Annotated in this window: 24 protein-coding genes; 22 read left to right on the top strand and 2 right to left on the bottom strand. The window is 49.7% G+C overall.

Annotated features, from left to right (window positions below; translation table 11 throughout):
• Nucleotides 1-109: 109 nt before the first annotated feature.
• The 5 genes from MJZ26_09285 to trpA all read left to right on the top strand — a co-directional run bounded on the left by MJZ26_09285 (nt 110) and on the right by trpA (nt 4,512).
• Nucleotides 110-514: a GNAT family N-acetyltransferase gene (locus MJZ26_09285; GenBank protein MCQ2105971.1), complete on the top strand. Its 405-nt coding sequence runs from the start codon at nt 110-112 to the stop codon at nt 512-514.
• Between the two features lie 170 nt (nt 515-684).
• A complete protein-coding gene (locus tag MJZ26_09290; protein ID MCQ2105972.1) occupies nt 685-1,002 on the top strand; it encodes a type II toxin-antitoxin system RelE/ParE family toxin in 318 nt (105 codons plus the stop codon).
• A 9-nt stretch (nt 1,003-1,011) separates the two neighbouring features.
• Nucleotides 1,012-1,992 (top strand): HigA family addiction module antitoxin, encoded by a 981-nt coding sequence (locus tag MJZ26_09295; GenBank protein MCQ2105973.1) that lies wholly within the window; start codon nt 1,012-1,014, stop codon nt 1,990-1,992.
• Between the two features lie 461 nt (nt 1,993-2,453).
• Nucleotides 2,454-3,734 (top strand): tryptophan synthase subunit beta, encoded by a 1,281-nt coding sequence (trpB, locus tag MJZ26_09300; protein MCQ2105974.1) that lies wholly within the window; start codon nt 2,454-2,456, stop codon nt 3,732-3,734.
• Nucleotides 3,735-3,768: 34 nt separating this feature from the next.
• Nucleotides 3,769-4,512: a tryptophan synthase subunit alpha gene (gene trpA, locus MJZ26_09305; protein ID MCQ2105975.1), complete on the top strand. Its 744-nt coding sequence runs from the start codon at nt 3,769-3,771 to the stop codon at nt 4,510-4,512.
• A gap of 166 nt (nt 4,513-4,678) precedes the next feature.
• On the opposite strand, the gene MJZ26_09310 is transcribed toward trpA, so the two are convergent.
• Entirely contained in the window at nt 4,679-4,852 is a 174-nt protein-coding gene (locus MJZ26_09310; GenBank protein ID MCQ2105976.1) for a hypothetical protein, read from the bottom strand.
• A 10-nt stretch (nt 4,853-4,862) separates the two neighbouring features.
• Complete coding sequence (locus tag MJZ26_09315; protein ID MCQ2105977.1) at nt 4,863-6,503, bottom strand: acetolactate synthase large subunit; 1,641 nt, start codon at nt 6,501-6,503, stop codon at nt 4,863-4,865.
• A gap of 422 nt (nt 6,504-6,925) precedes the next feature.
• Between MJZ26_09315 and urtA the strand changes: the two genes are divergently transcribed.
• The 17 genes from urtA to MJZ26_09400 all read left to right on the top strand — a co-directional run bounded on the left by urtA (nt 6,926) and on the right by MJZ26_09400 (nt 23,759).
• Nucleotides 6,926-8,161, top strand: coding sequence for an urea ABC transporter substrate-binding protein (gene urtA / locus MJZ26_09320; protein ID MCQ2105978.1), 1,236 nt, complete (start codon nt 6,926-6,928; stop codon nt 8,159-8,161).
• Nucleotides 8,162-8,299: 138 nt separating this feature from the next.
• Entirely contained in the window at nt 8,300-9,202 is a 903-nt protein-coding gene (gene urtB / locus MJZ26_09325) for an urea ABC transporter permease subunit UrtB (GenBank protein ID MCQ2105979.1), read from the top strand.
• A 31-nt stretch (nt 9,203-9,233) separates the two neighbouring features.
• Nucleotides 9,234-10,307: an urea ABC transporter permease subunit UrtC gene (gene urtC, locus MJZ26_09330; GenBank protein MCQ2105980.1), complete on the top strand. Its 1,074-nt coding sequence runs from the start codon at nt 9,234-9,236 to the stop codon at nt 10,305-10,307.
• A 9-nt stretch (nt 10,308-10,316) separates the two neighbouring features.
• Entirely contained in the window at nt 10,317-11,147 is an 831-nt protein-coding gene (gene urtD / locus MJZ26_09335) for an urea ABC transporter ATP-binding protein UrtD (GenBank protein ID MCQ2105981.1), read from the top strand.
• 2 nt (nt 11,148-11,149) lie between these two features.
• On the top strand, nt 11,150-11,863 hold the full coding sequence (gene urtE, locus MJZ26_09340; GenBank protein MCQ2105982.1) for an urea ABC transporter ATP-binding subunit UrtE: 714 nt from the start codon (nt 11,150-11,152) through the stop codon (nt 11,861-11,863).
• A 2-nt stretch (nt 11,864-11,865) separates the two neighbouring features.
• Nucleotides 11,866-12,546 carry an urease subunit gamma gene (ureA, locus tag MJZ26_09345; protein MCQ2105983.1) on the top strand — a complete coding sequence of 227 codons (681 nt, stop codon included), beginning with the start codon at nt 11,866-11,868 and terminating at the stop codon, nt 12,544-12,546.
• A gap of 1 nt (nt 12,547) precedes the next feature.
• Complete coding sequence (gene ureC, locus MJZ26_09350; protein ID MCQ2105984.1) at nt 12,548-14,260, top strand: urease subunit alpha; 1,713 nt, start codon at nt 12,548-12,550, stop codon at nt 14,258-14,260.
• A 24-nt stretch (nt 14,261-14,284) separates the two neighbouring features.
• On the top strand, nt 14,285-14,794 hold the full coding sequence (locus tag MJZ26_09355) for an urease accessory protein UreE (protein MCQ2105985.1): 510 nt from the start codon (nt 14,285-14,287) through the stop codon (nt 14,792-14,794).
• 26 nt (nt 14,795-14,820) lie between these two features.
• Nucleotides 14,821-15,495 (top strand): hypothetical protein, encoded by a 675-nt coding sequence (locus tag MJZ26_09360; protein MCQ2105986.1) that lies wholly within the window; start codon nt 14,821-14,823, stop codon nt 15,493-15,495.
• 10 nt (nt 15,496-15,505) lie between these two features.
• Complete coding sequence (gene ureG, locus MJZ26_09365; GenBank protein ID MCQ2105987.1) at nt 15,506-16,114, top strand: urease accessory protein UreG; 609 nt, start codon at nt 15,506-15,508, stop codon at nt 16,112-16,114.
• Nucleotides 16,115-16,152: 38 nt separating this feature from the next.
• The gene (locus MJZ26_09370) at nt 16,153-16,518 is read left to right on the top strand and encodes a hypothetical protein (protein MCQ2105988.1); all 366 of its coding nucleotides are present in this window, start codon (nt 16,153-16,155) and stop codon (nt 16,516-16,518) included.
• 1 nt (nt 16,519) lies between these two features.
• Nucleotides 16,520-16,831 (top strand): hypothetical protein, encoded by a 312-nt coding sequence (locus MJZ26_09375; GenBank protein ID MCQ2105989.1) that lies wholly within the window; start codon nt 16,520-16,522, stop codon nt 16,829-16,831.
• A gap of 101 nt (nt 16,832-16,932) precedes the next feature.
• Entirely contained in the window at nt 16,933-17,565 is a 633-nt protein-coding gene (locus MJZ26_09380) for an urease accessory protein UreD (GenBank protein MCQ2105990.1), read from the top strand.
• Nucleotides 17,566-17,860: 295 nt separating this feature from the next.
• Nucleotides 17,861-20,299 (top strand): circularly permuted type 2 ATP-grasp protein, encoded by a 2,439-nt coding sequence (locus MJZ26_09385; protein MCQ2105991.1) that lies wholly within the window; start codon nt 17,861-17,863, stop codon nt 20,297-20,299.
• A 10-nt stretch (nt 20,300-20,309) separates the two neighbouring features.
• Nucleotides 20,310-21,179, top strand: a complete 870-nt coding sequence (locus MJZ26_09390; GenBank protein ID MCQ2105992.1) for a transglutaminase family protein — start codon at nt 20,310-20,312, stop codon at nt 21,177-21,179.
• Nucleotides 21,180-21,284: 105 nt separating this feature from the next.
• Nucleotides 21,285-22,781 carry a circularly permuted type 2 ATP-grasp protein gene (locus MJZ26_09395; protein MCQ2105993.1) on the top strand — a complete coding sequence of 499 codons (1,497 nt, stop codon included), beginning with the start codon at nt 21,285-21,287 and terminating at the stop codon, nt 22,779-22,781.
• Nucleotides 22,782-22,829: 48 nt separating this feature from the next.
• Complete coding sequence (locus MJZ26_09400; protein MCQ2105994.1) at nt 22,830-23,759, top strand: alpha-E domain-containing protein; 930 nt, start codon at nt 22,830-22,832, stop codon at nt 23,757-23,759.
• The last annotated feature ends 100 nt before the right edge of the window (nt 23,760-23,859 follow it).

A 23,859-nucleotide genomic window follows, 5' to 3' on the forward strand; every position in this document is an offset into this window, starting at 1 on the left:
TATCACAATGAAATATATGGCAACGAAGAAACATTATTCGTGGCTCCTAAATATATTGTAGATTAACAGATAAATTCCGATTTTTTAGTGTTAGAAGGGAAATTGTAAAATGAGTATAGAATATAAAGAAATTCACGAATTTGAAGCTGAACAATTGAAGGACTTATTTCTTTCTGTTGAATGGTCATCAGGTCATTATCCAGATAAGTTAGTAGTAGCAATGAAAAATTTCCAGACTGTGTATTCTGCATGGGAAGGGGAAAAACTTGTAGGAATGATTTGTGCTATGGATGATGGAATTATGAATGCATATGTTCATTATTTGTTAGTAAATCCACAATATCATGGAAACACGATAGGAAGAACATTGGTAGCTATGATGAAAGAACATTATAAAGATTATCTGAGAGTAGCAGTTATTGCATATGATAACGAATTACATTTTTATGAACAATGTGGATTTGTAAAAAGTAATGATGCATCACCAATGTTTATTACATCATTATGGACATAAATTCAGATTTTGCTGTTTTAATCTTATTGGCGCACTTTTTGAACCCGGGGAAAATATTTCCAAAATTTCCTATTGAATGATTCCATCCCTTTTATAAAAAAAACAACACACCTATTTCGTTCGTAAAAAATTTTTACTATATTAGACAAACAAGGAACGTAGGAGGTTTGTTGAAAATTGAATTTATAGACAAGAATTTGGAGCGGTGCTCTTGGGACGAGGCTTTTGCCTTGCGGTTCATGGGCAAAAAGCGGGCCAATCTTTATAGAATAAGGATTCGTTCTATAGATGCCGCAGTCAACTTTGATGATTTAAAGAATTATCCTGGAAACTTCCACGAATTAGTAGGAAACAGGAAAGGAGAATGGGCATGCAGTTTAGACCAGCCCTATCGCCTAATCATCAAAGGATCAGAGCCAGATAAGGTTGTCGTTTGGTCCGAGGTAACCGATGCGACAATTCTTGAAATTGTAGACTATCATAAGTAAGAGGCATTTATGGCAGAAGAAAAAGAAAGAGACTATTGGTGGGTGGTTGCTCCTGGTGAAATTCTCCAAGAAAAACTTGACGAAATGAATATGGATGTCAACGAATTTGCCTCCCGCATTGGTTATACGGCAAAAACTGTGAATGAAATTCTAAAAGGGAAATGCCGCATTACCACAGAAATGGCAATCAACCTAGAATACGCCACGAATATTTCAAGTACTAGCTGGTTAAACCTTCAGTACAAATACGAACAGGACTTGATGCGTAAGCAAATCAAGGCTACACTAGGTGACAAGTCCATCTGGCGCAACAGCCTTCCGCTAAGCGAGTTAAAGCCCCGCCAATGGGTTGAAGACATCGACAACAAGGAAGACAACATTTCACCACTGTTGCGTTTCTTTGGAGTTTCCAGCCCCAAGGCATGGGAAAATTATTACTGTAAGGCAAGTCTCAAGGTAGCCTTTCGCATTTCGCTGGCAGAGGCTCAGGACCCTTACGCCGCATCCGTCTGGCTTCGCCGTGGAGAAATTCTCGCCGACGCCATCAAGATGGAAAAACAGAACGACAAAAAGCAGCGAATCGTCATCAAGAAGGCGTTACCGCAATTTATTGAGCTTGCGTCTGCCTACGGTTCCAAGAGTACTATGGGCAAGCCGGGCGAAATCGACGAAGGCATGGTCAAATTGCAGGAATTGGGAGCAAGTCTCGGCATGAAGATTCTTTATGTTCAGAATTTCAAGTCGGCTCCCATTCACGGCATGGCCCGCTGGTATCGCGACATTCCCGTAATTCAGCTTCACGACCGTTTCAAGGACCACAAAGCATTCTGGTTTACCTTCTTCCATGAATTAGCCCACATCATTCTGCATGGTAAAAAGGACATTTTCATCAAGAACATGTACCACGGCAACAAAAATCCCCTAAAGGACGAAGAAGCCAATATGTTTGCCCAGAAATGCATGGACGACGCTTTTAAAACTCAACCTTGATTTCAGTAATTTTTCCCGATAATCCTCCCCCATTCCCTTGCCAATTTTTAGGGATATTCATAAATTTTGGCACATGAAGATGATTAACGTGCTTTGCGAAAACTTTGACGGCCGATGGTGGCGCAGGCTCTAACATAGAGTCTGGTTTTTGCAAGTATAGTTGATCAAGGCAAAAGGCTTCCAGACTCCCTGGAGGCTTTTATTTTTCCCAAAGACATTTAGAGCCTCCAAGTAATCCAGGGCCTGCGCCTAAAAAAGCTATTTTTTAGACGTAAAAAATTCATTTTGAGCGCAGCGTGCCCGCGAGGTTGGTGATTCTAGATCCTTCGCTACGGCTTCGCCTCCACTCAGGATGACACTCTAAGGAAAGAACTTCAGCAGTTCCACTCAGGATGACACTCTGAGGAATGAACTTCAACAGTTCCACTCAGGGTGACGAACAAGAGACAAAAGGACCACATATGGCAAAATCTCTGGTAGAATCAGATAACGGCTTTTTCGACAAGTTCGGCGGCAAGTATGTAGCCGAAATCATCCGTCGCCCTCTGGACGATCTTGAAGAAGCCTTCAACAAGTACATCAAGGATCCGGAATTCCTGGAAGAATTGCGCATTATCCAGCGCGACTACATCGGCCGCGAAACTCCGCTGTACTATGCCCCTACCGCAACAGAACTTCTGGGCGGCGCACAGATCTACATCAAGCTGGAAGGTCTTGCAAACACAGGCGCCCACAAGATTAACAACGCCATCGGTCAGTGCCTCTTGGCAAAGAAGATGGGCAAAACCCGCATTATCGCAGAAACCGGCGCTGGTCAGCACGGTCTCGCCACGGCAGCGGCTTGCGCAAAACTTGGTCTTGAATGCATCGTTTACATGGGCGAAGTGGACGTTCGTCGTCAGCAGCCCAACGTTGCCACCATGGAACTTTACGGCGCCAAGGTGGTGCCTGTGACCAGCGGCAGCCGCACCTTGAAGGATGCGGTGAACGAAGCCATGCGCGACTGGGCAACCAACTTTGCCACCACCCACTACGTTCTGGGTTCCGCTCTCGGCCCCGCACCGTTCCCCGATATCGTCCGTACTTTCCAGAGCATCATCGGTGAAGAAGTAAAGCGCCAGGCTGCAGAACGCAACATCGACATTGCAGCCATCGTAGCTTGCGTAGGCGGCGGTTCCAACTCCATCGGCGTGTTCACTCCGTTTATCGAAAATCCGAACGTTCGTCTTATCGGCGCAGAAGCCGGTGGCGTAGGCCCGAAGCTGGGCGAAAACGCAGCCCGCATGGTGGGCAATGCCGCCAAGGTGGGCATCGTTCAGGGCTACAAGAGCAAGTTCCTGGTAGATGACGATGGTCAGTCCCAGCCCACCCGCTCCATTTCCGCAGGTCTCGACTACATGGGCATTGGCCCGCAGCTTGCAGCCCTCGGCGAATGTGGCCGCGTGGAATTCACCAGCATCCTGGACAAGGAAGCTTTGGAAGCCGTGAACTTCTTCGCCAAGAACGAAGGCATCCTCTTCGCTCTTGAAAGTTCCCACGCCGGTGCCGCCGCCATGAAGATAGCCAAGGAATTCCCCAAGGACAAGGCCATCATCATCAACATGAGTGGCCGCGGCGACAAGGACATCTTCATTACCAGTCCCGTGTTCCGCCCCGAAAAGTGGAAGGAATTCCTGGCCGCAGAACTGAAGCGTCTGAACAACAATGAAGACATCCACGACGCAGAGATTATGAATAAATAAAAGCCGCGACGAGCTCTTTCAAAAAGGTTTTAAAATGAACGCACCTATCCGTTTAATGTCCCATTTGATTGCCGGTTTCCCTGATGGCGAAACTTCCGTGGCAATTGCAGACGCTCTCGTAAAGGGCGGCGCATCCATTCTCGAAATCCAGTTGGCCTTCAGCGACCCCAGCGCCGACGGTCCTGCAATCCAGACGGCTTCTACCGTCGCTTTGGAAAAGGGCTACTCCACCAAGCAGGGTCTTGAAATCGTGAAGAAGATTCACGACATGCACCCGGATACCCCCATCTACATCATGACCTACGGCTCCCTGGCATTTACTCCGGGCGTAGAAAACTTCGTGAAGATGTGCAAGGACGCAGGCGTCAGCGCTTGCATTATTCCGGACCTCCCCTTCGATAACGACGAAGGCCTTACCGCCGCTTGCGCAAAGTACGGTCTCGAAAACATTCCGGTGGCAGCTCCCAGCATGACCCAGAAGCGTCTCGAAGAAATGGCCTCCAAGGGATTCAAGTACATCTACGCAGCTCTGCGCGCAGGTACTACCGGTTCCCAGACGGTCATCGACCAGGCAACTCTCGACTTCCTGGACACCGTGGGCAAGGGCGGCGCCAAGGTTCTTGGCGGTTTCGGTATTCGTACCGGCGAACAGTCTAAGGTTCTCTGCAAGCATGTGCATGCAGTGGTGGCAGGTTCCGTATTCGTGAACATCATGCTGAAGGACCCGAAGGACACCGCAGGCGTGGAAGCCAAGGCCCGCGAACTTTCTGGCCTGTAATTGAGCGGTCAATAATACAAATTTCAACAAAGGATCCTATCACCCCTTTGGGGTTCCAGGAAGACATCATTCTGGAGGGAGTGAAACGACCGATAGAATCAAGAAGCCCAAGGTTTTCACCTTGGACTTTTTTGTATGGAGTGTTATGAAGATTTTCTAATAGATATTACCACTGATTCTTTTCAGATTCCTCGCAAGATGCGGGGCGAGCCTTTAAGGCAGCGTGACGAAACACCACAGAGTGGCCTGTAATCATGCGGGTGTTCATGGAGGATGTGGTTTCTACCGGATGGCCGGCTGTTTCGGAAATTCCAGAAAATAGTTTGTATGTTGCGTTCATTTTTTCCTCACTACACTTTTAAGTTTTTCAGTCGTTCAGACAGTTCCATGTTGGCGGAGTAATCCACCGGGCACTCGATGATGCAGGGCACATCCTGCTCGAAAGCCTCTCGCAAAGTGGGCAGCAAATCTTCGGTACGTTCGATGCGGTAGCCCTTCAGGTGCATGGATTCTGCATACTTCACGAAATCCGGATTGGTAAAGCTGATGGCGTAGCTGTCGCCGTAGCGTTCTTCCTGCTTCCACTTGATGAGACCGTAATTTCCATCGGTAAACACTAGCGTTACGAAAGGAATCTTTTCGCGGTAAGCTGTTTCCAGTTCCTGGCTATTCATCATAAAGCCGCCATCACCGGTAACTGCAAGGACCTTCTTTTCGGGGTTCAGCAGTTTCGCCGCAATGGCTCCCGGCACCGCAATTCCCATAGTGGCAAAGCCGTTGGAAATAATGCAGGTGTTAGGGTGGTAGCAGTGGTACTGTCGGGCGATCCACATCTTGTGCGCACCCACGTCCGAAAGGAGAATGTCGTCTTCGCCCATAACCAGGCGGATATCGTGAAGCACCTTCTGGGGCTTGGGCGGGAAGCTCTTATCCAAGTCATAGCGGGCATGATCTGCGGCCATCTTCTCGCGGATGTACAGAGCCCATTCCGGATCCTTGGTGCTGGGGCAAAGCTTGCTCAACTTTTCCAGAGATGCGGAAATGTTTCCAATGACTTCTTCTTCGGGCTGGTAGAATTTATTGATGTGGTTGGGAGTTTCATCAATGTGAATAATTCTCTTTTCGCCCTTGGGGTTCCACTTGGCGGGAGCGTATTCCACAACGTCATACCCTACGGCAATAACAAGGTCCGCCTCGTCCATGATGTAGTTCTGGTAATCCTTCTGCGGAATACCGATGCACCACATGGAATAGCGATTGTCGCAGGGGATGACGCCCTTGGCCATCATAGTGCTGACCACGGGAATCTTTGCGGAAGAAGCAAAAGACGTTAGAGCTTCCGACGCATTGTTACGTACGGCGGAATGACCCACCAAAATTACAGGGCGCTTGGCCTCGCGAATGGCGGCAGCGGCAGCCTCGATGGCGTCGTCACTGGCGTACACCACATTTTCGCGGTGATGCTTCAGCGGCGTCTGAGCCACTTCACCAGAAACTTCCATGGCGGCAATATTGCAAGGCAAGTCGATGAGGCAGGCACCGGGCTTTTCCATCTCGGCGTACTTGAAAGCGATTCGGACAATTTCATTCACCGTATCCGGGCGGACCACCTGCTTGCTGCGCTTGGTAATGGGCGTAAACATATTCACCAGATCCAGGTACTGATGGCTGGTCAAGTGCATGCGTTCGGTACCCACCTGGCCCGTAATGGCAATGAGGGGCGCACCGTCGGAATTGGCATCGGCCACACCGGTCACCAAGTTTGTTGCCCCGGGGCCCAGGGTAGAAAGGCAAACGCCCGCCTTACCTGTCAAACGGCCATAGACATCCGCCATAAAGGCAGCTCCCTGTTCGTGACGGACCGTAATAAAACGAATGGAGGAGCGCTTGATGGCCTCCATCAATTCCAGGGTTTCTTCGCCGGGAATTCCAAAAATATACTTGACGCCCTCGCTTTCCAGGGACTTGATCAAAACTTCTGCGGTATTCATAGGCTGCGCCAATTACCAATTACGAATTATGAGTTACGAGAGATTTTCGGAATTGAAAAATTCGCTCTTTGTTTTCTGTTGCGACAATTGCAAAAAGCGTGCCATGTTGGGTTAGCGGACGTTGTGTCCGTTCGACCCGCCTTTCTTTACGTAAACTGAAATAAAAACAAGATGCATCTCATTTTTGGAGAGTGGTGAATTGACCATTGAAGCCCATTTTTACAGACAAATTTTGTAATATATTCAAAAATTGTATCTACATAAATCTTACAAGAACGTTATTCACAATCCTTTTTTCAAAACTCAAGACCAAAAATTCCCAAAATCAACAAATTCAATAAGTTAAAGGGAGCTCGCTTTCAAATAAAAAACTTTGGCACGGCTTTTGCACTTGATAGGGCGAAACCAACAAGGAGACCCCTATGAATATCGCACGCAAGTTTCTATCCACCATTGCAGCTAGCACTGTAGTCCTGGGCGCATTTGGCCTCATGGGTTGCAACGAAGAAAAGGCTGCAGAATCCGCAACCGTAAAGGTGGGCTTGCTTCACTCTCTGACCGGCCCTATGGCCATCAGCGAAAAGTCCGTCCGTGACGCCGAAGTTTTGGCAATCGAACAAATCAACAAGGCCGGCGGCGTTCTCGGAAAGCAGATTGTTTTTGTTGAAGAAGACGGTGCTTCCGAACCATCTACTTTTGCAACCAAGGCAGAAAAGTTGATCGACATCGAAAAGGTCGCTACCGTTTTCGGCTGCTGGACCTCATCTTCTCGCAAGGCTGTAAAGCCCATCTTCGAAGAATACAAGTCCCTGCTCTGGTACCCGGTACAGTACGAAGGTATGGAAATGTCTCCGAACATTGTCTACACCGGTGCCGCTCCTAACCAGCAGATCGTTCCGGCTATTGAATACTTGATTTCCAAGGGATACAAGAAGTTGTTCCTGCTGGGTTCCGACTATGTGTTCCCCCGCACCGCCAACATGATCATCAACGCACAGGCTAAGGCTGCAGGCATTTCCGTGGTCGGCGAAGAATACGCAGACATGGATCAGACAGACTTCGCAGCAATCATCGCAAAGATCGAAGCCGCAAAGCCCGATGTTATCGTGAACACCTTGAACGGTACCGGCAACGTTTCCTTCTTCAAGCAGATGTCCGAAAAGAACTACTCCAGCAAGGAATACATGACCATGTCCTTCTCCATTGCTGAAGAAGAAGTGGCAACCATTGGCCCCGCCATCTTGAAGGGTCATCTGGTTTCCTGGAACTACTACCAGACCACCTCCACTCCTGAAAACACTGCATTCGTCGCTGCTTACAAGGAAAAGTTTGGCGCTAACCGCGTAACATCCGACCCGGCAGAAGCCGCTTACGACGCAGTTTATCTGTGGGCAGAAGCTGTGAAGGCAGCAAAGAGCTTTGAAGTGGATGCAGTTCTTGCAGCAATCAAGTCCGGTTCCATTTCTTACAAGGCTCCGGAAGGCGTTGTGGCTATCGACGGCAAGAGCCAGCACCTTGCAAAGCCTGTCCGCGTGGGTGAAGTTTCCGAAGATGGTCTCATCAAGGAAGTTTACGCCACCGCAGCTCCTGTTGCACCGGATCCCTACCTGACTACCTACGATTGGGCAGTGAAGGCAGGACTCCAGCCGCTGAACTAAAATATACCCATCCTCACAAAAGACCGCAGGCATTTCGCTTGCATTCTATAAAGGGAAGCGGGTCTCTGGGCCCGCCACCTTTTATTTCAACACTTCTTTTAACAATCAAAAAACAAACGCAAACGGACCGAGGACACCTTGGAACAGACCATCAACATCCTTTTTAACGGCTTAAGCCTCAGCTCCATTATCTTGCTGACATCGCTTGGCCTAGCCATTACCTTTGGCGTCATGCGCGTAATCAATATGGCCCATGGTGAATTCGTCATGATCGGCGCTTACATGACTTTTGTGGTCCAGCAGCTTTTCGCCAAGTTCCTGCCAGAATCTATTGGCGGGCTCTATTACTTCGTAGCCATCATCGCCGCATTTGGCGTCGCATTCGGGCTAGGAAGTCTTCTTGAAAAATTCGTGATTTCAAGGCTGTACGGTCGTGAAATCGACAGCCTTTTAGCCACATGGGGCATCAGCTTGATTTTACAGCAAGGTGCACGCTCCATTTTCGGATCCCAGGGCGTGAACGTTACGGCACCTTCCTTTTTAAGTGGCGGTATCACTCTTGGAGAATGCACTTTCTCCTATAACAGAATTTTCATCATCTTGCTGGTAGCTCTTTGCATGGGCGCCGTTTGGCTTGTGATGTACAAGTCCAATTTCGGTCGCCAGATGCGAGCCGTCATGCAGAACCGTCCCATGGCACAGTGCATGGGCATCAACTCCCGCAAGGTGGACAACTTGACTTTCGCAATGGGCTCTGGATTTGCAGGTATCGCAGGATGCTCCGTAGCACTTCTCGGCTCCATTGACTCTACTGTCGGACAAAGCTATATCGTCAACTCCTTCATGGCAGTCGTACTTGGAGGCGTCGGAAACCTGATTGGAACAGTCATCGGCTCCGGCATCATCGGCATCAGCTCCATCTTTACCGAAAACTACACTTCCTCCACCATCGCCAAGGCCGTGGTATTGCTGATTGTCATCGTATTCCTGCAAAAGAGACCTCAGGGACTGTTCGTTATCAAGAGCAGAAATTTGGATTAAGGTTTAACGAATAAGGACTTTTGGTACAAATATGAAAGCATTAAGACTTTTCGAAAGACACGGATCCAACATCACTTTTGGAATTATCGTTTTTATTCTCGCCATGATGCCCGTCCTTTTGATGATGGGCGTCGTTAGCGGCGGTTCCACTATTTTGTTCCTAGGCAAGTGCATTAGCTTTGCTATTGTGGCCATCGGCATCGACTTGATCTGGGGCTACACAGGAATCTTGAGCCTTGGACACGGATTGTATTTTGCCCTAGGCGGATACGCCATGGCCATGTACCTGAAAATGCAAGCAACAGGCGGTCATTTGACCGATTTCATGCACATCGGTGGCCTTACCGAGATGCCTCTGATTTGGGTTCCTTTTACACTTTCTCCGGGAAGTCTGCTACTGGTGATTATCGCACCTGCCGTAGTTGCCTGGATTGTAGGGTACTTTATTTTCAAGAATCGCGTAAAGGGCGTGTACTTCTCCATTATTTCTCAGGCTCTTACTTGGGCAGCATGCTCCCTGTTCATCGCCATGTCTCCCTATACCAACGGAAACGTAGGCATTACAGAGATCAAGTCTATCTTTGGAAGCATCAAGGGCAGCGCCAATCAGGGAAACATGTTCCTTCTATTCTATGTGTCCCTCATCGCCTTGATCGCTGTTTACGCACTTTCCAAATTCCTTGTAGAACGTAAGTTCGGTAAAGTGTTGATAGCCATTCGCGATGGCGAAAATAGGACTTATTTCTCCGGATATCCTGTAAGCCGCTACAAGACTTTCATCTACGTTCTCTCCGCTATTTTCGCAGGCATTGCAGGCGCAATCTTTGTCAATTTCAACGGTTGCATCACACCTTCCCAAATGACAATCACCTACTCCATCGGCATGGTGATCTGGGTGGCCATCGGTGGCCGCGGCACCATTATCGGCGCTGTCATCGGAGCCTTTTTCATTAACATCTGCGAATACAATTTGAGTTCCGGAAGCACTGTAGAAATTTGGCAGTACATCATCGGCGTCCTTTTCTGCGTTACCATCCTGTTCTTCAAGGGCGGCATCGTAGGCTTAGTTCGCGACAAGGTTCCTTCTCTGTTCAAAAAGGTCTAAGGAGTTTTTATGCAAACCGAAATCGTATCAAAAGAAGAACTTCTTGCCAAGAACCCCGCACCTATCAAAATCACACAGCTTTCAGAATCTGTATTGGATATCAACCATGTTTCTGTTTGCTTTGATGGGTTTTATGCTCTAACCGATGTAAACACAAAAGTCAAGAGAAATACAATTCATTTTTTCATTGGCCCCAATGGAGCAGGGAAAACAACATTACTTGACATTATTTGCGCCAAAACAAAACCCACCCAAGGCAATGTGGTTTACCATCCTATGTACAAGGATCCTGTAACCTTGACAGGGATGAAGGAATACAAGATTGTCTGGCTTGGTATCGGTAGAAAATTTCAGGTTCCCTCGGTATTTGTAAACCTGACTGTGGAAGAAAATATGATTCTCTCCCTGAAAAAAGGGAAGAGAATTATGGACACCATTCTGCGTAAACCAAAAAAGGAAGAGCTGGAAAACATCGAAGCCACCCTGCAAAAAGTGGGCCTGGCCGACAAACGTCAATGGCGCGCAGGGGCCTTGGCTCACGGCGAAAAGCAATGGCTCGAAATCGCAATGCAGCTGGTGCAAAAGCCGGAAGTCATTATGCTGGATGAACCCGCCGCCGGCATGGGCAAGCCAGAAACATTTAAAACCGGAGAAATCCTGAAGGAAATCAAGAAGGATTGTACCGTCATCGTTATTGAACACGATATGGATTTCGTGAAGCAGGTTGCCGACAAGGTGACAGTCCTTCATGAAGGAAAAATTCTGATGGAGGGCAGCGTAACGGAAGTTCTTGCCGATCCTACCGTGCAGAAAGTTTACCTGGGTCGTGGTGGAGAATAATTATGCTTTATTTGAAAAACATGGATTCCTATTATGGCGAAAGCCGCGTCATTGAAGGTTTGAGCCTGGACATCCCCAAGGGAAAAATAGTAAGCCTCATCGGTCGAAACGGCGTTGGAAAAAGCACCACACTAAAGAGCATTATGGGACTAGTAAAGACGGGCCCAGAAACATCTCTTGTTTTTGACGGAAAGGAAATCGCAAAACTTCCCGCCTACGAACGCGTACGCTGCGGCATTGGCTACGTCCCGCAAGGTCGAGATATTTTCCCGCAGATGACCGTCCAGGAAAATCTGGAATTGGGCATACAGCCCATTCTTGGCCGTGGAGAAAAGGTGGGTAAGAACAAGATTCCCGAATATCTCTACGACCTGTTTCCTATCCTGCCCAAATTCGCCAAACGCCGCGGCGGCGATCTTTCCGGCGGTCAGCAGCAGCAACTTGCCATCGCACGCGCCCTGGTACAGGACCCAAAGATTTTGATTCTTGACGAACCTACCGAAGGTATCCAGCCATCCATCATTAACGACATTGGTCGCGCCATCCGTAAGATTAACGAATGGAAGGGCATTACCGTATTGCTGGTGGAACAGTATCTGGATTTCGTTATGGAAAACAGCCACTACATCAACATCATGGAAAAGGGAAACATCATTTTCCACAGGGAAACATCCCTTTGTGACAAGGCTGAAGTCCAAAAATTGATGACGGATTAATTATGCATTTAACTCCTAGAGAAACCGAAAAGTTGATGCTGCACTATGCAGGCATTGTGGCAAGTGAAAGACTGCAACGCGGACTGAAACTGAATTATCCGGAAGCCATCGCCTACATTTCCAGCAAGTTATTGGAATTGGCTCGAGATGGCAAGACCGTTGCAGAATTGATGTCCGAGGGTCGAAAGATGCTGACTGCCGAACAGGTGATGGACGGCGTCGCAGAAATGATTCACGAAGTCCAGCTGGAAGCCACATTCCCTGACGGAACAAAGCTGGTTACCGTACACGATCCAATTCCTGCTACCGGGAAATTGATTCCTGGCGAAGTTCTCGTAGAGGAAGGTTTCATCGAACTGAATGCGGGCAAGAGAACACTTACTCTAGATGTTACCAATACAGCAGACCGCCCAGTTCAAGTAGGTTCCCATTTTCACTTCTTTGAAGTCAACAAAAAACTGGATTTCAATCGCATGGCAGCCTATGGCATGCGTCTTGATGTACCCGCGGGAACCGCAGTACGTTTTGAACCCGGCGAAACAAAGACCGTAAACCTGGTTGAAATCGGTGGTAGCCGCGAAGGTCATGGATTGAACGGTCTAGTAGAAGGCCCTATGGATGATGAATTCGTAAAAACGGCTGCATTTGGCAGAGCATCAACCTCTGGTTTTACGGGAGCTTAACATGTACAAGATTTCCAGAAAAGATTACGCTCAAATGTACGGTCCCACCGTAGGCGACCGCATCCGTCTTGCAGATACCTCCCTTATTGTAGAAGTAGAAAAGGATTATTGTGTTTACGGTGACGAAGCCAAATTCGGTGGCGGAAAATCATTGCGAGATGGCATGGGCCAGGCAGCGCCCTTTAAGGATGACGAATGCCTAGACACTGTCATTACAAGCGCGCTTGTCATTGACGCCACTGGAATTTTCAAGGCCGACATAGGCATTAAGGACGGAAAAATTGCTGGCATCGGAAAAGCCGGCAACCCCCACATGATGGATGGCGTTACCCCAGGCATGATCATCGGCAGTTCCACCGAAGCCATTGCTGGCGAAGGCCTGATCTTGACTGCCGGCGGTATCGACACCCACATTCACTTTATCTCTCCCACACAAGTTCGCACAGCTCTTTATAGCGGCGTCACCACCATGATTGGTGGCGGCACAGGCCCTGCTGACGGGACCAACGCTACCACTTGTACGCCCGGCGCATTCAACATTCACAAGATGCTGGAAGCAGCAGAAGATTTGCCTGTCAACTTAGCCTTCCTCGGCAAGGGAAATGGATCCTGTGCTGAAACCTTGAGAGAACAGGTGCGTGCAGGAGCTGCAGGCCTGAAACTTCACGAAGACTGGGGTTCCACTCCCAAGGCTATTGACACTTGCCTAGGCGTCGCGGATGAATTCGACGTCCAGGTTTCCATCCACACGGATACATTAAACGAAGGCGGCTTCGTAGAAGATACCATCTCAGCCTTTAAGGGACGCACCATCCACACCTACCATACGGAAGGTGCTGGCGGTGGACACGCTCCCGACATCATTCGCGCAGCCGCCTTCGAAAATGTCTTGCCTTCTTCAACAAATCCGACAATGCCCTTCACCAGAAATACCATTGACGAGCATCTGGACATGTTGATGGTTTGCCACCATCTGGACAAGAACAATAAAGAAGATGTGGCTTTTGCGGATTCAAGAATTCGTCCGGAAACCATCGCCGCCGAAGACATTCTTCACGACATGGGAATTTTCTCCATGATGAGTTCTGATTCCCAGGCCATGGGGCGCGTGGGTGAAGTCATTACCCGCACTTGGCAAACCGCCGATAAGATGAAAAAACAGCGCGGCACTCTCGAAACAGACTGCGAACGCAACGACAACAACCGCATCAAGCGTTACATTGCCAAGTATACCATCAACCCGGCCATTACCCACGGCATTTCAAAGTACGTTGGTTCCGTAGAGGTTGGCAAAATCGCAGACCTTGTCCTTTGGCGTCCCGACATGTTCGGAGCCAAGCCCGAAATGATCCTGAAGAATGGTTTTATTTGCGCATCCAAAATGGGCGATGCCAATGCCAGCATTCCCACCCCAGAGCCAGTTGTGTATACCGATATGTTCGGTGCCCACGGCAAGGCTTTAGCAAAAACCTGCATCACCTTCGTTTCGGAATACGCTTTCGCAAATGGCATCAAGGAAGAACTGGGCCTCGAAAGAACGGTCCTCCCCGTAAGCAACTGTCGAAACATCGGCAAGAAGGATATGGTTCACAACGACCGCATCGCAAAGCTGGAAGTAGATCCAGAAACCTACACTGTAAAGGTGGATGGTGAACGAATCACTTGCGAAGCCGCCACAGAACTTTCTCTTGCAAGAAGGTACTTCCTTTTCTAAAAAGCAATCTGCAAGGAGTCAAAAATGATTGCCGATAAAATTCTCGGAAACATCCATCACGGAAACGAAGTTCCTTCCAAGACTGTGGTAGACATTCCATTCGAATGGTTTGAACTAGACAAGCATCGTATTTTTAAAGTTGCCGATGACGGAACCGAATTGGGAATTCAGATTGAGGAATCCCTTTCTGATGGCGATGTTCTCGCCGTCAGTCCCGATAAAATTTACGTTGTAAAGATCAACAAGGCAAAGTTGGTTCGCATTCCCGTCAAGACTATGGAAGATATGGGGCGCCTCGGATTTGAATTGGGCAACAGACATCTTTCCCTGCAAATTACAGAAAAGGATGTCACCATACCTTATGACGAGCCCACATTTGAATACCTAGCCCGTTTGGGATTTCTCCCTCAGATTGTAGAAGATGTTTTTTCTGACTACATCGTCTGCAAGGCACACGGTGCAAGTAACGGTCACTCCCATAGCCACGACCATGACCATCATGAGCATGACCATCATCACGAGCACCATCATTAGAACTGAATATGCTAGCCACTCTCCGGATGATTCAGGTTTGCGACAGCCTCTTTCCCATTGGAGCATTTACCCTCTCCAATGGTCTTGAGACTTTAATTGCTAACAAGACCATCACAAACGGAGACGCCCTCCAGGAATATGCTTCTAGTTTTTTAAGCGTGCTTCCCTACAACGATCTAGGCGTTATGATGCTCAGTTATGATCATGCCGCCGATTTTGACTACATTCAAAATTTAGACAGTTTCTCTATGGCCTTAAAAGCACCGGAAGAAGTCCGCACCGGCTCAAAAAAACTTTGTAGCAGATTCCTGAAAATTTATAGGGAATTCGAAGGTGCCAAAAACGATTGTTATCCGTCTTTAGACCAGTATCGAGACAATGTTTTACAAACAAAATCGTGCATCGGAAATCATTCCATTGCCGTGGGACTTTTTGCAAGCGATATCGGTTTAGACAAGGAAGAAGCCGCCTGTATTTATACCTACAGCCTACTTAATGCAATTGTCACCAATGGCGTTAAAATGATTCCATTAAGCCAGATGGTGGGGCAAAATATTCTCAGCAAATTCCAGAAGAAAATTATCCAGTCTGTACAATGTGCCTCTGCCCTAGATATCGAAGATCTCGGTGTGGGAGGAACCTGCATGGATATTGCTGGCATGAAACACGAAGAACTTTATTCACGACTTTACATGAGCTAACGAGCAAAATATGAGTTATGTTAAAATTGGCGTAGGCGGTCCTGTTGGATCCGGAAAAACCGCATTGATTGAAAGACTTACCCGCAAGATGAGTAAGGAATACAGCATCTGCGTAGTAACCAACGATATTTACACCAAGGAAGATGCCGAATTTTTAATCAAGAATTCAGCCCTGCCTCCCGAAAGAATCGTCGGTGTAGAAACTGGAGGATGCCCCCATACCGCCATTCGTGAAGACTGTTCCATGAACCTGGAAGCCGTAGATGAAATGGCCCGCAAGTTTCCAGATGTCCAGATTATTTTTATCGAAAGCGGCGGAGACAACCTGTCGGCCACCTTCAGCCCCGACCTGGCCGACGCAAGCATTTATGTTATCGACGTTGCCCAAGGCGAAAAGATTCCCCGTAAGGGTGGCCCCGGCGTTATGCGTTCCGATCTGCTGGTCATTAACAAGACAGACCTCGCTCCACTCGTAGGCGCAAGTTTAGAAGTTATGGCCCGCGATTCCGAACGGATGCGCGAAGGCCGCAAATACTTATTCACAAACCTCATGAGTATGGACGGCGTAGATGAAGTCATTGCGTGGATCAAGAAAGCCGTACTTTTTGAAGGTATTTAGCCCGTCGAAACATTTACCATTTTTTAAAGGAGTCACTTATGGCATGTTTTGTTGTTCCTGCCGCAGAGGCGTTAATCACCACAGCCGTCACTTTGGTGGTTGAAAAAAAATTCCCCGAAAAGGCTCCGCTGCAGGCCCCTCGCCGTCTTTCCAAGCTGCTGTGGGGCGGTTCCGCCTTGTTAGCCTTTGAGCACCTATGGCATGGAGAAATCCAACCTTTCTATCCCTTCTTGACAGCAGCCCAGGATCCCGAATCCTCGCAAGTCATGATTCATGAAATGTCCACTGTGGGCGTTGGGATGGCTTGCATGGTCACATTGGCGTGGGCGGCCTCCTTGATATTCCTAAAGGTTCGGAAACCATCAAGCAGCCACGCAACAGTCAACCATTCCAAGGGGGCTTAAAATGACTTTACTCATTACCGTTTTCGCAGCTATCATTGCAAGCCTTCTCTGGTTCAACCAGATAAAGACTCATGGCAAGGACTCCATGAAGTATTCCACCCTCTGCTACATGTTCTGGGGCGCTTCCCTCATGTGGCTGGTAGACGCTATCGCTGAATACGCAGAACTTGGTGCAGAATACTTTACCCCTGCAGCAGCTGATATGCTGAACGACGCCTTCCTGGGAGTTTCTGTAGTGGCACTTGCACTCGTTATTTGGTTAGCACGTCTCCTCTGGTCCGCAAGAGACCTATGCAGAGCACACTCCGCATAAAGACTTGTCTGCGAAATGGCATGACCGAGATCGAGGACGCATTCTACACGTCCCCTTACAAGGTCATGCACCCGTTCCACAACGGAAAACATTCCGACATCATGATGATGGCGGCCTCTGCCGGGCTTCTCGGCGGAGACCATTTTTCGTTGCAGCTTGAATTCGGCGAGAGTAGCGACGCCACATTTCTTTCTCAAAGTTATGAGAAAGTTTTCAATACCGACGGAAAAATTGCATCCAAGGATATCGACATCAACGTCGGGGCCGACGCCCGCGTCAATTACATGCCCTATCCGGCAATCCCTTTTGCCGGCAGCAATTATCAAAGCAATGTCCGAGTCCAGATTCATCCTTCCGCAACATTTTGTTACACCGACATTTTCACTTGTGGACGTACAGGCATGGGCGAATTTTTCGCCATGGAAAAATTCCAAAGCAAGAGTCGCTTTTACGTAGGCGAACATTTAGCCTTTGCCGACCACACCCTGATTGACCCTAAAAAATTCGATTACACGAAAATCGGCTTTTGGGGCAATTACACCCATAACGGAATGTTTTTTGCGTACAGTCCCGAAAAAGAAATGCTTATCCAACTCAAAGAAAAAGTTCGAGAAATGGGCAAAAAAATTGATTGTGTTGTTGGAACATCTTTTGCAGAAAAAGGGTTAATCGTCCGCGCGTTAGCCATGCGTGGCGAAACTATTTGGGATTTTTTCCAAAACATACAAGGTTAAAACAGATCTTTCTCGCTAGTCTTTTACAAACAAAAATTGTAAAACAACAAAGAATTGTATCTACATAATTCTTACAACAAAATTACCGTTTCGTCAAAAACGCAAAATCTATTGGAAAATGTCCTAAAAACAAATTGTTCAAGAAGTTGGTGGCTTTTAGGCTAGGCGTTTTTTCAATTTCATCGTAACATCACAGACTTTGGCACGGCTTTTGCATTTATATGGTCGGAAGGCCGAACTTTCAGGCGACTTTTGGTTGATTAGTCCGAAATCCGGCAAAACGAATGGAATGAAAATGAGCTGTGTGGAAACAGAAATAACTAGCATGAGTTCGCAGGAGCTGGAGCACCGCTGCAAGCGGCTCCGAAACGTGCTGGAAGAAAATGACCTTTCGTCGACAGTGGGCGTCAATCACAAGGGAACCGACCCCTTGCCCCTTGTGATTCGCCCCGACGAATGGTCCATCATCGAGAAGGGTATCGCCCAGCGCGCCCGACTTTTCAACGCCCTGGCTGCCGACATTTACGGCGATCAAAAGCTTTGGAAAGAAGGCAAGTTGCCGGCGGCTTTGCTTTATGCAAACCCTGAATTTTTGCAAGTGGCCTGGAAGGTAAAACCTGCAGGCGACATCTATGTGCATCTTTCCGCATCAGACATCGTGCGCCTGGAAGACGGTTCCTACCGCGTGATGGCAGACCATCTGCAAGTCCCCGAAGGTTTGGGACGTGCGTTGGAAAACCGCATTGGCGTAAGCCGCGCCTTCCCGGAACTTTTCCGCAGCATGCGTACGGAGCGCCTGGCAGGGTTCTTCAAGAAGTTGCTGGACTGCTTGGACGGATTGCAGGCAGAAATCGGCGGCAATTCCAAGGAAGGTCGCGTGGTGATGTTGGCTAGCGGCCCTGACAGTCCCCGCCGTGCAGAAGACGCACTGCTTGCCCGCTACCTGGGAATTCCTCTAGTAGAAAATGATGACCTTGCCGTCCGCAATTTGCAAGTGTACATGAAGACCCTCATGGGCCTCAAGAAAATCGGCACCATTTTCCGCCGTGTAGAAGACCGCATGTGCGACCCGCTGGAACTGCGCATCGACAGTGGCGAAGGCGCCGTGGGCCTTATCAGTACTGTGCGTGCCGGCAATGTGGCCATTTCAAACTTTTTGGGTTCCGGCGTTCTGGAAACACCCATGTTCACGCCCTACCTGCCAGAAATTTGCCGCACCTTGCTTGGCGAAGAGCTGTTGATTCCCGATGTGGAAACGGTCTGGCTCGGCGACGAATCCCGCCGTGACGAGGTGATGCGGGAGCCGGAAAAATGGATTTTCAAGAAGGCCTTCCCGGAGAAGGTTGGCGCCAACGGAAACGAAGTCCGCAAGGAAGCGCCCAAGGCTTACGCCGCCATGACTTCTACAGCGCAGCTGGCCCTGTTGCAGACTCTGGAAGAAAATCCGGAAGCATGGATTGCAGAACGTTACGTAGAAGTTTCTACGGTGCCCGCCTACAAGGATGGAAAGTTTGTCACCGCAAAGGCTTCCATGCGAATCTTTGCAGTGAACACCATGCATGGAACTTCTGTAATGCCGGGTGGCCTTGGCATGTTCCAGCTGGTAGACGGAAGCCTTGCAACTTCCGCCGCAGAACCTGCCGACAAGGAAGTCGGAGAAAAGGACATCTGGGTCCTTTCCGAAAGACCTGTGCCGAACTTCTCGTTGCTGGCCCCTGCGGATCAAGTAGTCATGCCGTCGAGAGCTGGAGGCGATCTGCCTAGCCGCGCAGCAGAGAACTTGTTCCGCTTGGGTCGCGACCTGTCCGCCTCCAACATGATGGCCCGAATCGCCCGAGGTATAGCCGTGCGCCTTTCCGACGAATCCTGGATGGAAATGCCGGAACTGCCTTGGATCTTGAAGGCGGGAATCTCCGACGACTCCCTGACGAAGCTTTCCCAGGATCCGGAAAACGCATTGCGCTACTTTATCCTGCGCAAGGACAACAAGTACGGCATGCAGTGTTCCCTCACGGAAATCCGCGACTTGGCAGTACAGCTCCGCGATAGAATTTCCGAGGACTTGTGGCTTGCCTTGAACGGATTCGGCGTGGCGGAAATGCCTGCAGGAAACGGTGCGGCCGCCCTATTGCCTTACCTGAAGTCTGTACTTTCCGACAGTACGGCGGTGGCGGGCCTTGCGGCAGACTCCATGACCCGCGGCCACGAATGGCGTTTTCTTGAAATGGGCCGCCAGATCGAAAGCGCCATCCGTACGCTGCAATTGATCAAGAGCCTCTTGAGCCGTTCTCCCGCCGACGAAATTACGGAACTGCGATTGCTGCAGGCCGTACTTGAAATCGGTGACGGTCTCATGACGTACCATCGCCGCTATGGCGGTCGCCTGCAGGTGATCCCGGTTCTGGACTTGCTCCTTTCCGACGAATCCAACCCGCGAAGCGTCGCCTACCAGATTGCCCGTCTCCGCGAAGAGACAGAACATCTGCCGGGAAACAACCAGGGCGAAGCCGCCTTCTCCCCGCTGGATCTGGAACTGATGAGATTGCAGGCCGACCTGCGCCTGGCCAACATCGAAAGCCTCGTACAGGTAAACGGCAACGAACGCGAAACTTTGACCAAACTGGTAGATGAAAAGATTTCGGCCATCGAGCATGTGGCTGAACTGATCAGTAGACTCTACTTAAACCATGCACCAAGAACTGGCGTTGTTCACGCCATGGCAACAGAAGTGTAAGGAGTTTAAGATGCCTATTTATCAGATTGATCACGAAACCATCTACGACTATACACTGCCCGTATTGTATAGCAACCATTTGGCCTATATGCTGCCCCGATCCGTGCCTCGCCAGAACTGGATTTCACATCGCATCGAAGTGGAACCCAATCCCACCGCAAAGCAGGAACGATTGGACATTTACGGGAACAGGGCATTGGCCTTCAGCATTGAACAGGAACACGAACATTTCAGATTCAAGACTACTGCTGTCGTGGAAGTTAAGGCTGAAGAATCTCCTGCCCAAAGCCCCGCCTGGGAAGAAGTGGCAAAACTTTTGAAGTGCCCCTCGGATAGCGACACTCTGGAAGCTTCCATGTATGCCTACTCTTCTCCCTTTGCAAATACCGACGACTCTGTTCGGAATTATGCATTGGAAAGTTTTCAGCCCGGCCGCCCTATCTTCGATAGCGCCAAGGAGCTGATGACCAGAATTTTTACGGACTGCGCTTACACACCGGGCGCAACCCGTATCGGAGCCCAGCCCCAGGAAATCTTGCGTGGACGTAAAGGCGTCTGCCAGGATTTCGCACACCTGATGATCGGATGCCTGCGTTCGCTGCACCTGCCCTGCCGCTACATCAGCGGCTACCTGCGAACCCATCCACCCAAAGGTCAGCCGAAGCTGATTGGCGCAGATGCCACTCACGCTTGGGTCGCCACCTTCATTCCTGGCCATGGCTGGGTTGAGTTTGACCCCACCAATAATGTTCTCGGAGGTGACGAGCACATTATCTTGGCCTGGGGACGCGACTTCGGCGATGTAAGCCCGTTGAAGGGAGTCATTACCGGAGGCGGAAACCCGATTCTCAAGGTCGGTGTAAACGTAGACGAAAAATGAGTTTTGAGCCATGAGCTATGAGCTAAAGTAAGGCGGCGGAGCCGCGATTATAAAGCTCACAACTGAAAACTCAATACTCATAACTGAAAAACGCAAGGAAGCAATATGAAGTTCGGTAACTATAACACAGAAGGATTCTACGACGAATTGTGTCTGCCCGACGGAACGCCCCGCCCGGCAGCAGAACCGCTCATCACCCGCATCAATGAATTGCCGGAAGGTGAGTTGCAGCGTCGTCAGAAAGTTGCAGAGTCGGCATTCTTCGACAACGGCATTACCTTCGCAGTCTATGGCAACAAGGATGGAAAGGACAAGATCATTCCTTTCGACGTCATTCCCCGCATTGTCAGCGCCGGAGACTGGAAGCACCTAGATGCAGGCCTTCGCCAGCGTACCGAAGCTTTGAACTGCTTCCTTACGGACATCTATAACGACCGCAAGATTCTCCGCGACAAGGTTGTGCCCGAAAGTCTCATCAACACCTGCACCGCTTACCGCCCACAGATGGAAGGCTTCGTGCCGCCCAAGGGAATCTGGGCACACATCACCGGTACCGACCTGGTTCGCGATACCGACGGCACCTTCTACGTGCTGGAAGACAACATGCGTTGCCCCAGTGGTGTTTCCTATGTACTGCAGAACCGTCAGATCCTCAAGCGCACTTTCCCCCAGGTGTTCACCCATTGCAGCATCCGCCCCGTAGACGAATACTGCACCCGCCTCCGCAAGGCCCTGGAATACCTAGCCGACGGCGTCGCAGAACCCAAGGTCGTCGTGCTGACCCCAGGTGTGTATAACTCCGCCTACTACGAACATTCCTATCTGGCACAGCAGATGGGCGTGGACCTTGTGACCGGCAACGACTTGATTGTTCAGGACAAGAAAGTCTACGCCCGCACCACCCGCGGCCTGAAGCAGGTTCACGTGATCTACCGTCGTGTAGATGACGAGTTCCTGGATCCCCTGACCTTCCGTCCGGATTCTTGTCTGGGCGTGCCGGGACTGATCGACGCCTACAAGGCTGGAAACGTGGCTCTTGCCAACGCCCCTGGCTGCGGTGTCGCCGACGACAAGGCAATCTACACCTACGTTCCGCAGATCATCAAGTACTACCTTGGTGAAGAAGCCATTATTCCCAACGTTCCCACTTTCGTCTGCGAAAACCCGAAGCACATGCAGCATGTGATCGACCATATCGAGAATATGGTGGTGAAGGCTGCCAGCGAATCCGGTGGCTACGGCATGCTTGTTGGCCCCAAGTCAACCAAGGCCGAATGCGAAGCCTTCAAGGAAAAGATTAAGGCCAATCCCCGTAACTACATTGCACAGCCCATGATTTCTCTCAGCCGCGTGCCCTGCATTGTTGACGGAAACTTCGAAGGCCGTCACGTGGATTTGCGCCCCTACATTGTACAGGGCAAGGAAACCTACATCCTGCCGGGTGGCCTCACCCGCGTGGCCCTGCGCAAGGGTTCCATCGTAGTGAACAGTTCTCAGGGCGGTGGCTGTAAGGATACCTGGGTCATTGCCGAAAACGAAAAGGCACCTGAACTTGGCCAGGCCAAGCAATGGATGGAACAACAACAGCAACAACAACAGTAACGCGCTCCGCGCAGTTTCAACCACAAATTTTATAACGGAGTTTTTATAATGTTAAGCAGAGTTGCAGATTCCATTTACTGGTTGGGCCGTTACATTGAACGCGCCGAAAACGTGGCACGCGCCATCGATGTCAATCTTCAGTTGCAGCTGGACTTGCCCGGCGAAGAACGCCCCTGGGAACCGGTGATCCAGACCGCCGGTAACGCCGACGCCTTTTTCAAGAGCTACGCCCACGTCTCTACCGAAAACGCCCTCACCTTCCTTACCTTCGATAAGGAAAATCCCAGCAGCATTATTTCCTGCGTGGCTGCCGCCCGCGAAAACGCCCGCTGCGTCCGTGAAAGAATTTCTTCGGAACTGTGGATCGCCATCAACCAGTTCTATCTTAAGTTGAACGATCCCGAAATGCCCAAGCAGGCGCTGGCCGCACCCCACGCCTTCTACAACAGCGTGAAGGAATTCAGCCAGCTGACCGTAGGTATCATTCAGGGAACTATGACCCATGACGTGGCCTGGAACTTCGCACGCCTTGGCACCATGATCGAACGCGCCGACCAGACCTCCCGAATTCTGGATGTGAAGTACTACATCCTCCTTCCAGATGTAAGCATGGTGGGCATGGCGCTGGATACCGTCCAGTGGAACGCGGTTCTCAAGAGCGTTGGCGCCTACGAAATGTTCCACCGCAAGAATTCCAATGTGACGCCCCAGAACGTCGCCGAATTCCTGCTATTGAGCGAAGACTTCCCCAGGTCCCTCCGCTACTGCCTGGAACAGGCCGAAATCAGTCTCAAGAATATTGCCTTCCCCGTAAAGAGCAACGCGGACTCTCTCCGTCTTCTCGGGAAGATGCGTTCCGATATGGCTTTCTCCACCATCGAGGAAATCATCAAGAGCGGTCTTCACGAGAAGATTGAAGAAATGCAGGTGAACCTTTGCGACTTAGGCACACAAATCTGGAAGGACTTCTTCTGCTAAGCCCGCGCGGCACCAACCCGCGCAGTTCCTTCGCGAGAATCTGCGGTTCCTAAAAAATTTGCTGATCCACACAGCAACAAAAGGCGCACTCCATTCCAAA

The organism is Fibrobacter sp., assembly GCA_024398965.1.
Lineage (GTDB): Bacteria > Fibrobacterota > Fibrobacteria > Fibrobacterales > Fibrobacteraceae > Fibrobacter.

What these genes read in the sequence shown, in the direction of transcription:
- MJZ26_09400 (MCQ2105994.1), top strand. Translation starts at nt 22,830, where the DNA reads ATGTTAAGCAGAGTTGCAGATTCCATTTACTGGTTGGGCCGTTACATT.
- MJZ26_09310 (MCQ2105976.1), bottom strand. Translation starts at nt 4,852, where the DNA reads ATGAACGCAACATACAAACTATTTTCTGGAATTTCCGAAACAGCCGGC.
- MJZ26_09285 (MCQ2105971.1), top strand. Translation starts at nt 110, where the DNA reads ATGAGTATAGAATATAAAGAAATTCACGAATTTGAAGCTGAACAATTG.
- urtE (MCQ2105982.1), top strand. Translation starts at nt 11,150, where the DNA reads ATGCTTTATTTGAAAAACATGGATTCCTATTATGGCGAAAGCCGCGTC.
- ureC (MCQ2105984.1), top strand. Translation starts at nt 12,548, where the DNA reads ATGTACAAGATTTCCAGAAAAGATTACGCTCAAATGTACGGTCCCACC.
- ureG (MCQ2105987.1), top strand. Translation starts at nt 15,506, where the DNA reads ATGAGTTATGTTAAAATTGGCGTAGGCGGTCCTGTTGGATCCGGAAAA.
- urtD (MCQ2105981.1), top strand. Translation starts at nt 10,317, where the DNA reads ATGCAAACCGAAATCGTATCAAAAGAAGAACTTCTTGCCAAGAACCCC.
- MJZ26_09355 (MCQ2105985.1), top strand. Translation starts at nt 14,285, where the DNA reads ATGATTGCCGATAAAATTCTCGGAAACATCCATCACGGAAACGAAGTT.
- MJZ26_09385 (MCQ2105991.1), top strand. Translation starts at nt 17,861, where the DNA reads ATGAGCTGTGTGGAAACAGAAATAACTAGCATGAGTTCGCAGGAGCTG.
- MJZ26_09390 (MCQ2105992.1), top strand. Translation starts at nt 20,310, where the DNA reads ATGCCTATTTATCAGATTGATCACGAAACCATCTACGACTATACACTG.
- urtA (MCQ2105978.1), top strand. Translation starts at nt 6,926, where the DNA reads ATGAATATCGCACGCAAGTTTCTATCCACCATTGCAGCTAGCACTGTA.
- MJZ26_09360 (MCQ2105986.1), top strand. Translation starts at nt 14,821, where the DNA reads ATGATTCAGGTTTGCGACAGCCTCTTTCCCATTGGAGCATTTACCCTC.
- MJZ26_09315 (MCQ2105977.1), bottom strand. Translation starts at nt 6,503, where the DNA reads ATGAATACCGCAGAAGTTTTGATCAAGTCCCTGGAAAGCGAGGGCGTC.
- MJZ26_09370 (MCQ2105988.1), top strand. Translation starts at nt 16,153, where the DNA reads ATGGCATGTTTTGTTGTTCCTGCCGCAGAGGCGTTAATCACCACAGCC.
- trpA (MCQ2105975.1), top strand. Translation starts at nt 3,769, where the DNA reads ATGAACGCACCTATCCGTTTAATGTCCCATTTGATTGCCGGTTTCCCT.
- ureA (MCQ2105983.1), top strand. Translation starts at nt 11,866, where the DNA reads ATGCATTTAACTCCTAGAGAAACCGAAAAGTTGATGCTGCACTATGCA.
- trpB (MCQ2105974.1), top strand. Translation starts at nt 2,454, where the DNA reads ATGGCAAAATCTCTGGTAGAATCAGATAACGGCTTTTTCGACAAGTTC.
- MJZ26_09375 (MCQ2105989.1), top strand. Translation starts at nt 16,520, where the DNA reads ATGACTTTACTCATTACCGTTTTCGCAGCTATCATTGCAAGCCTTCTC.
- MJZ26_09295 (MCQ2105973.1), top strand. Translation starts at nt 1,012, where the DNA reads ATGGCAGAAGAAAAAGAAAGAGACTATTGGTGGGTGGTTGCTCCTGGT.
- MJZ26_09380 (MCQ2105990.1), top strand. Translation starts at nt 16,933, where the DNA reads ATGATGATGGCGGCCTCTGCCGGGCTTCTCGGCGGAGACCATTTTTCG.
- urtC (MCQ2105980.1), top strand. Translation starts at nt 9,234, where the DNA reads ATGAAAGCATTAAGACTTTTCGAAAGACACGGATCCAACATCACTTTT.
- MJZ26_09395 (MCQ2105993.1), top strand. Translation starts at nt 21,285, where the DNA reads ATGAAGTTCGGTAACTATAACACAGAAGGATTCTACGACGAATTGTGT.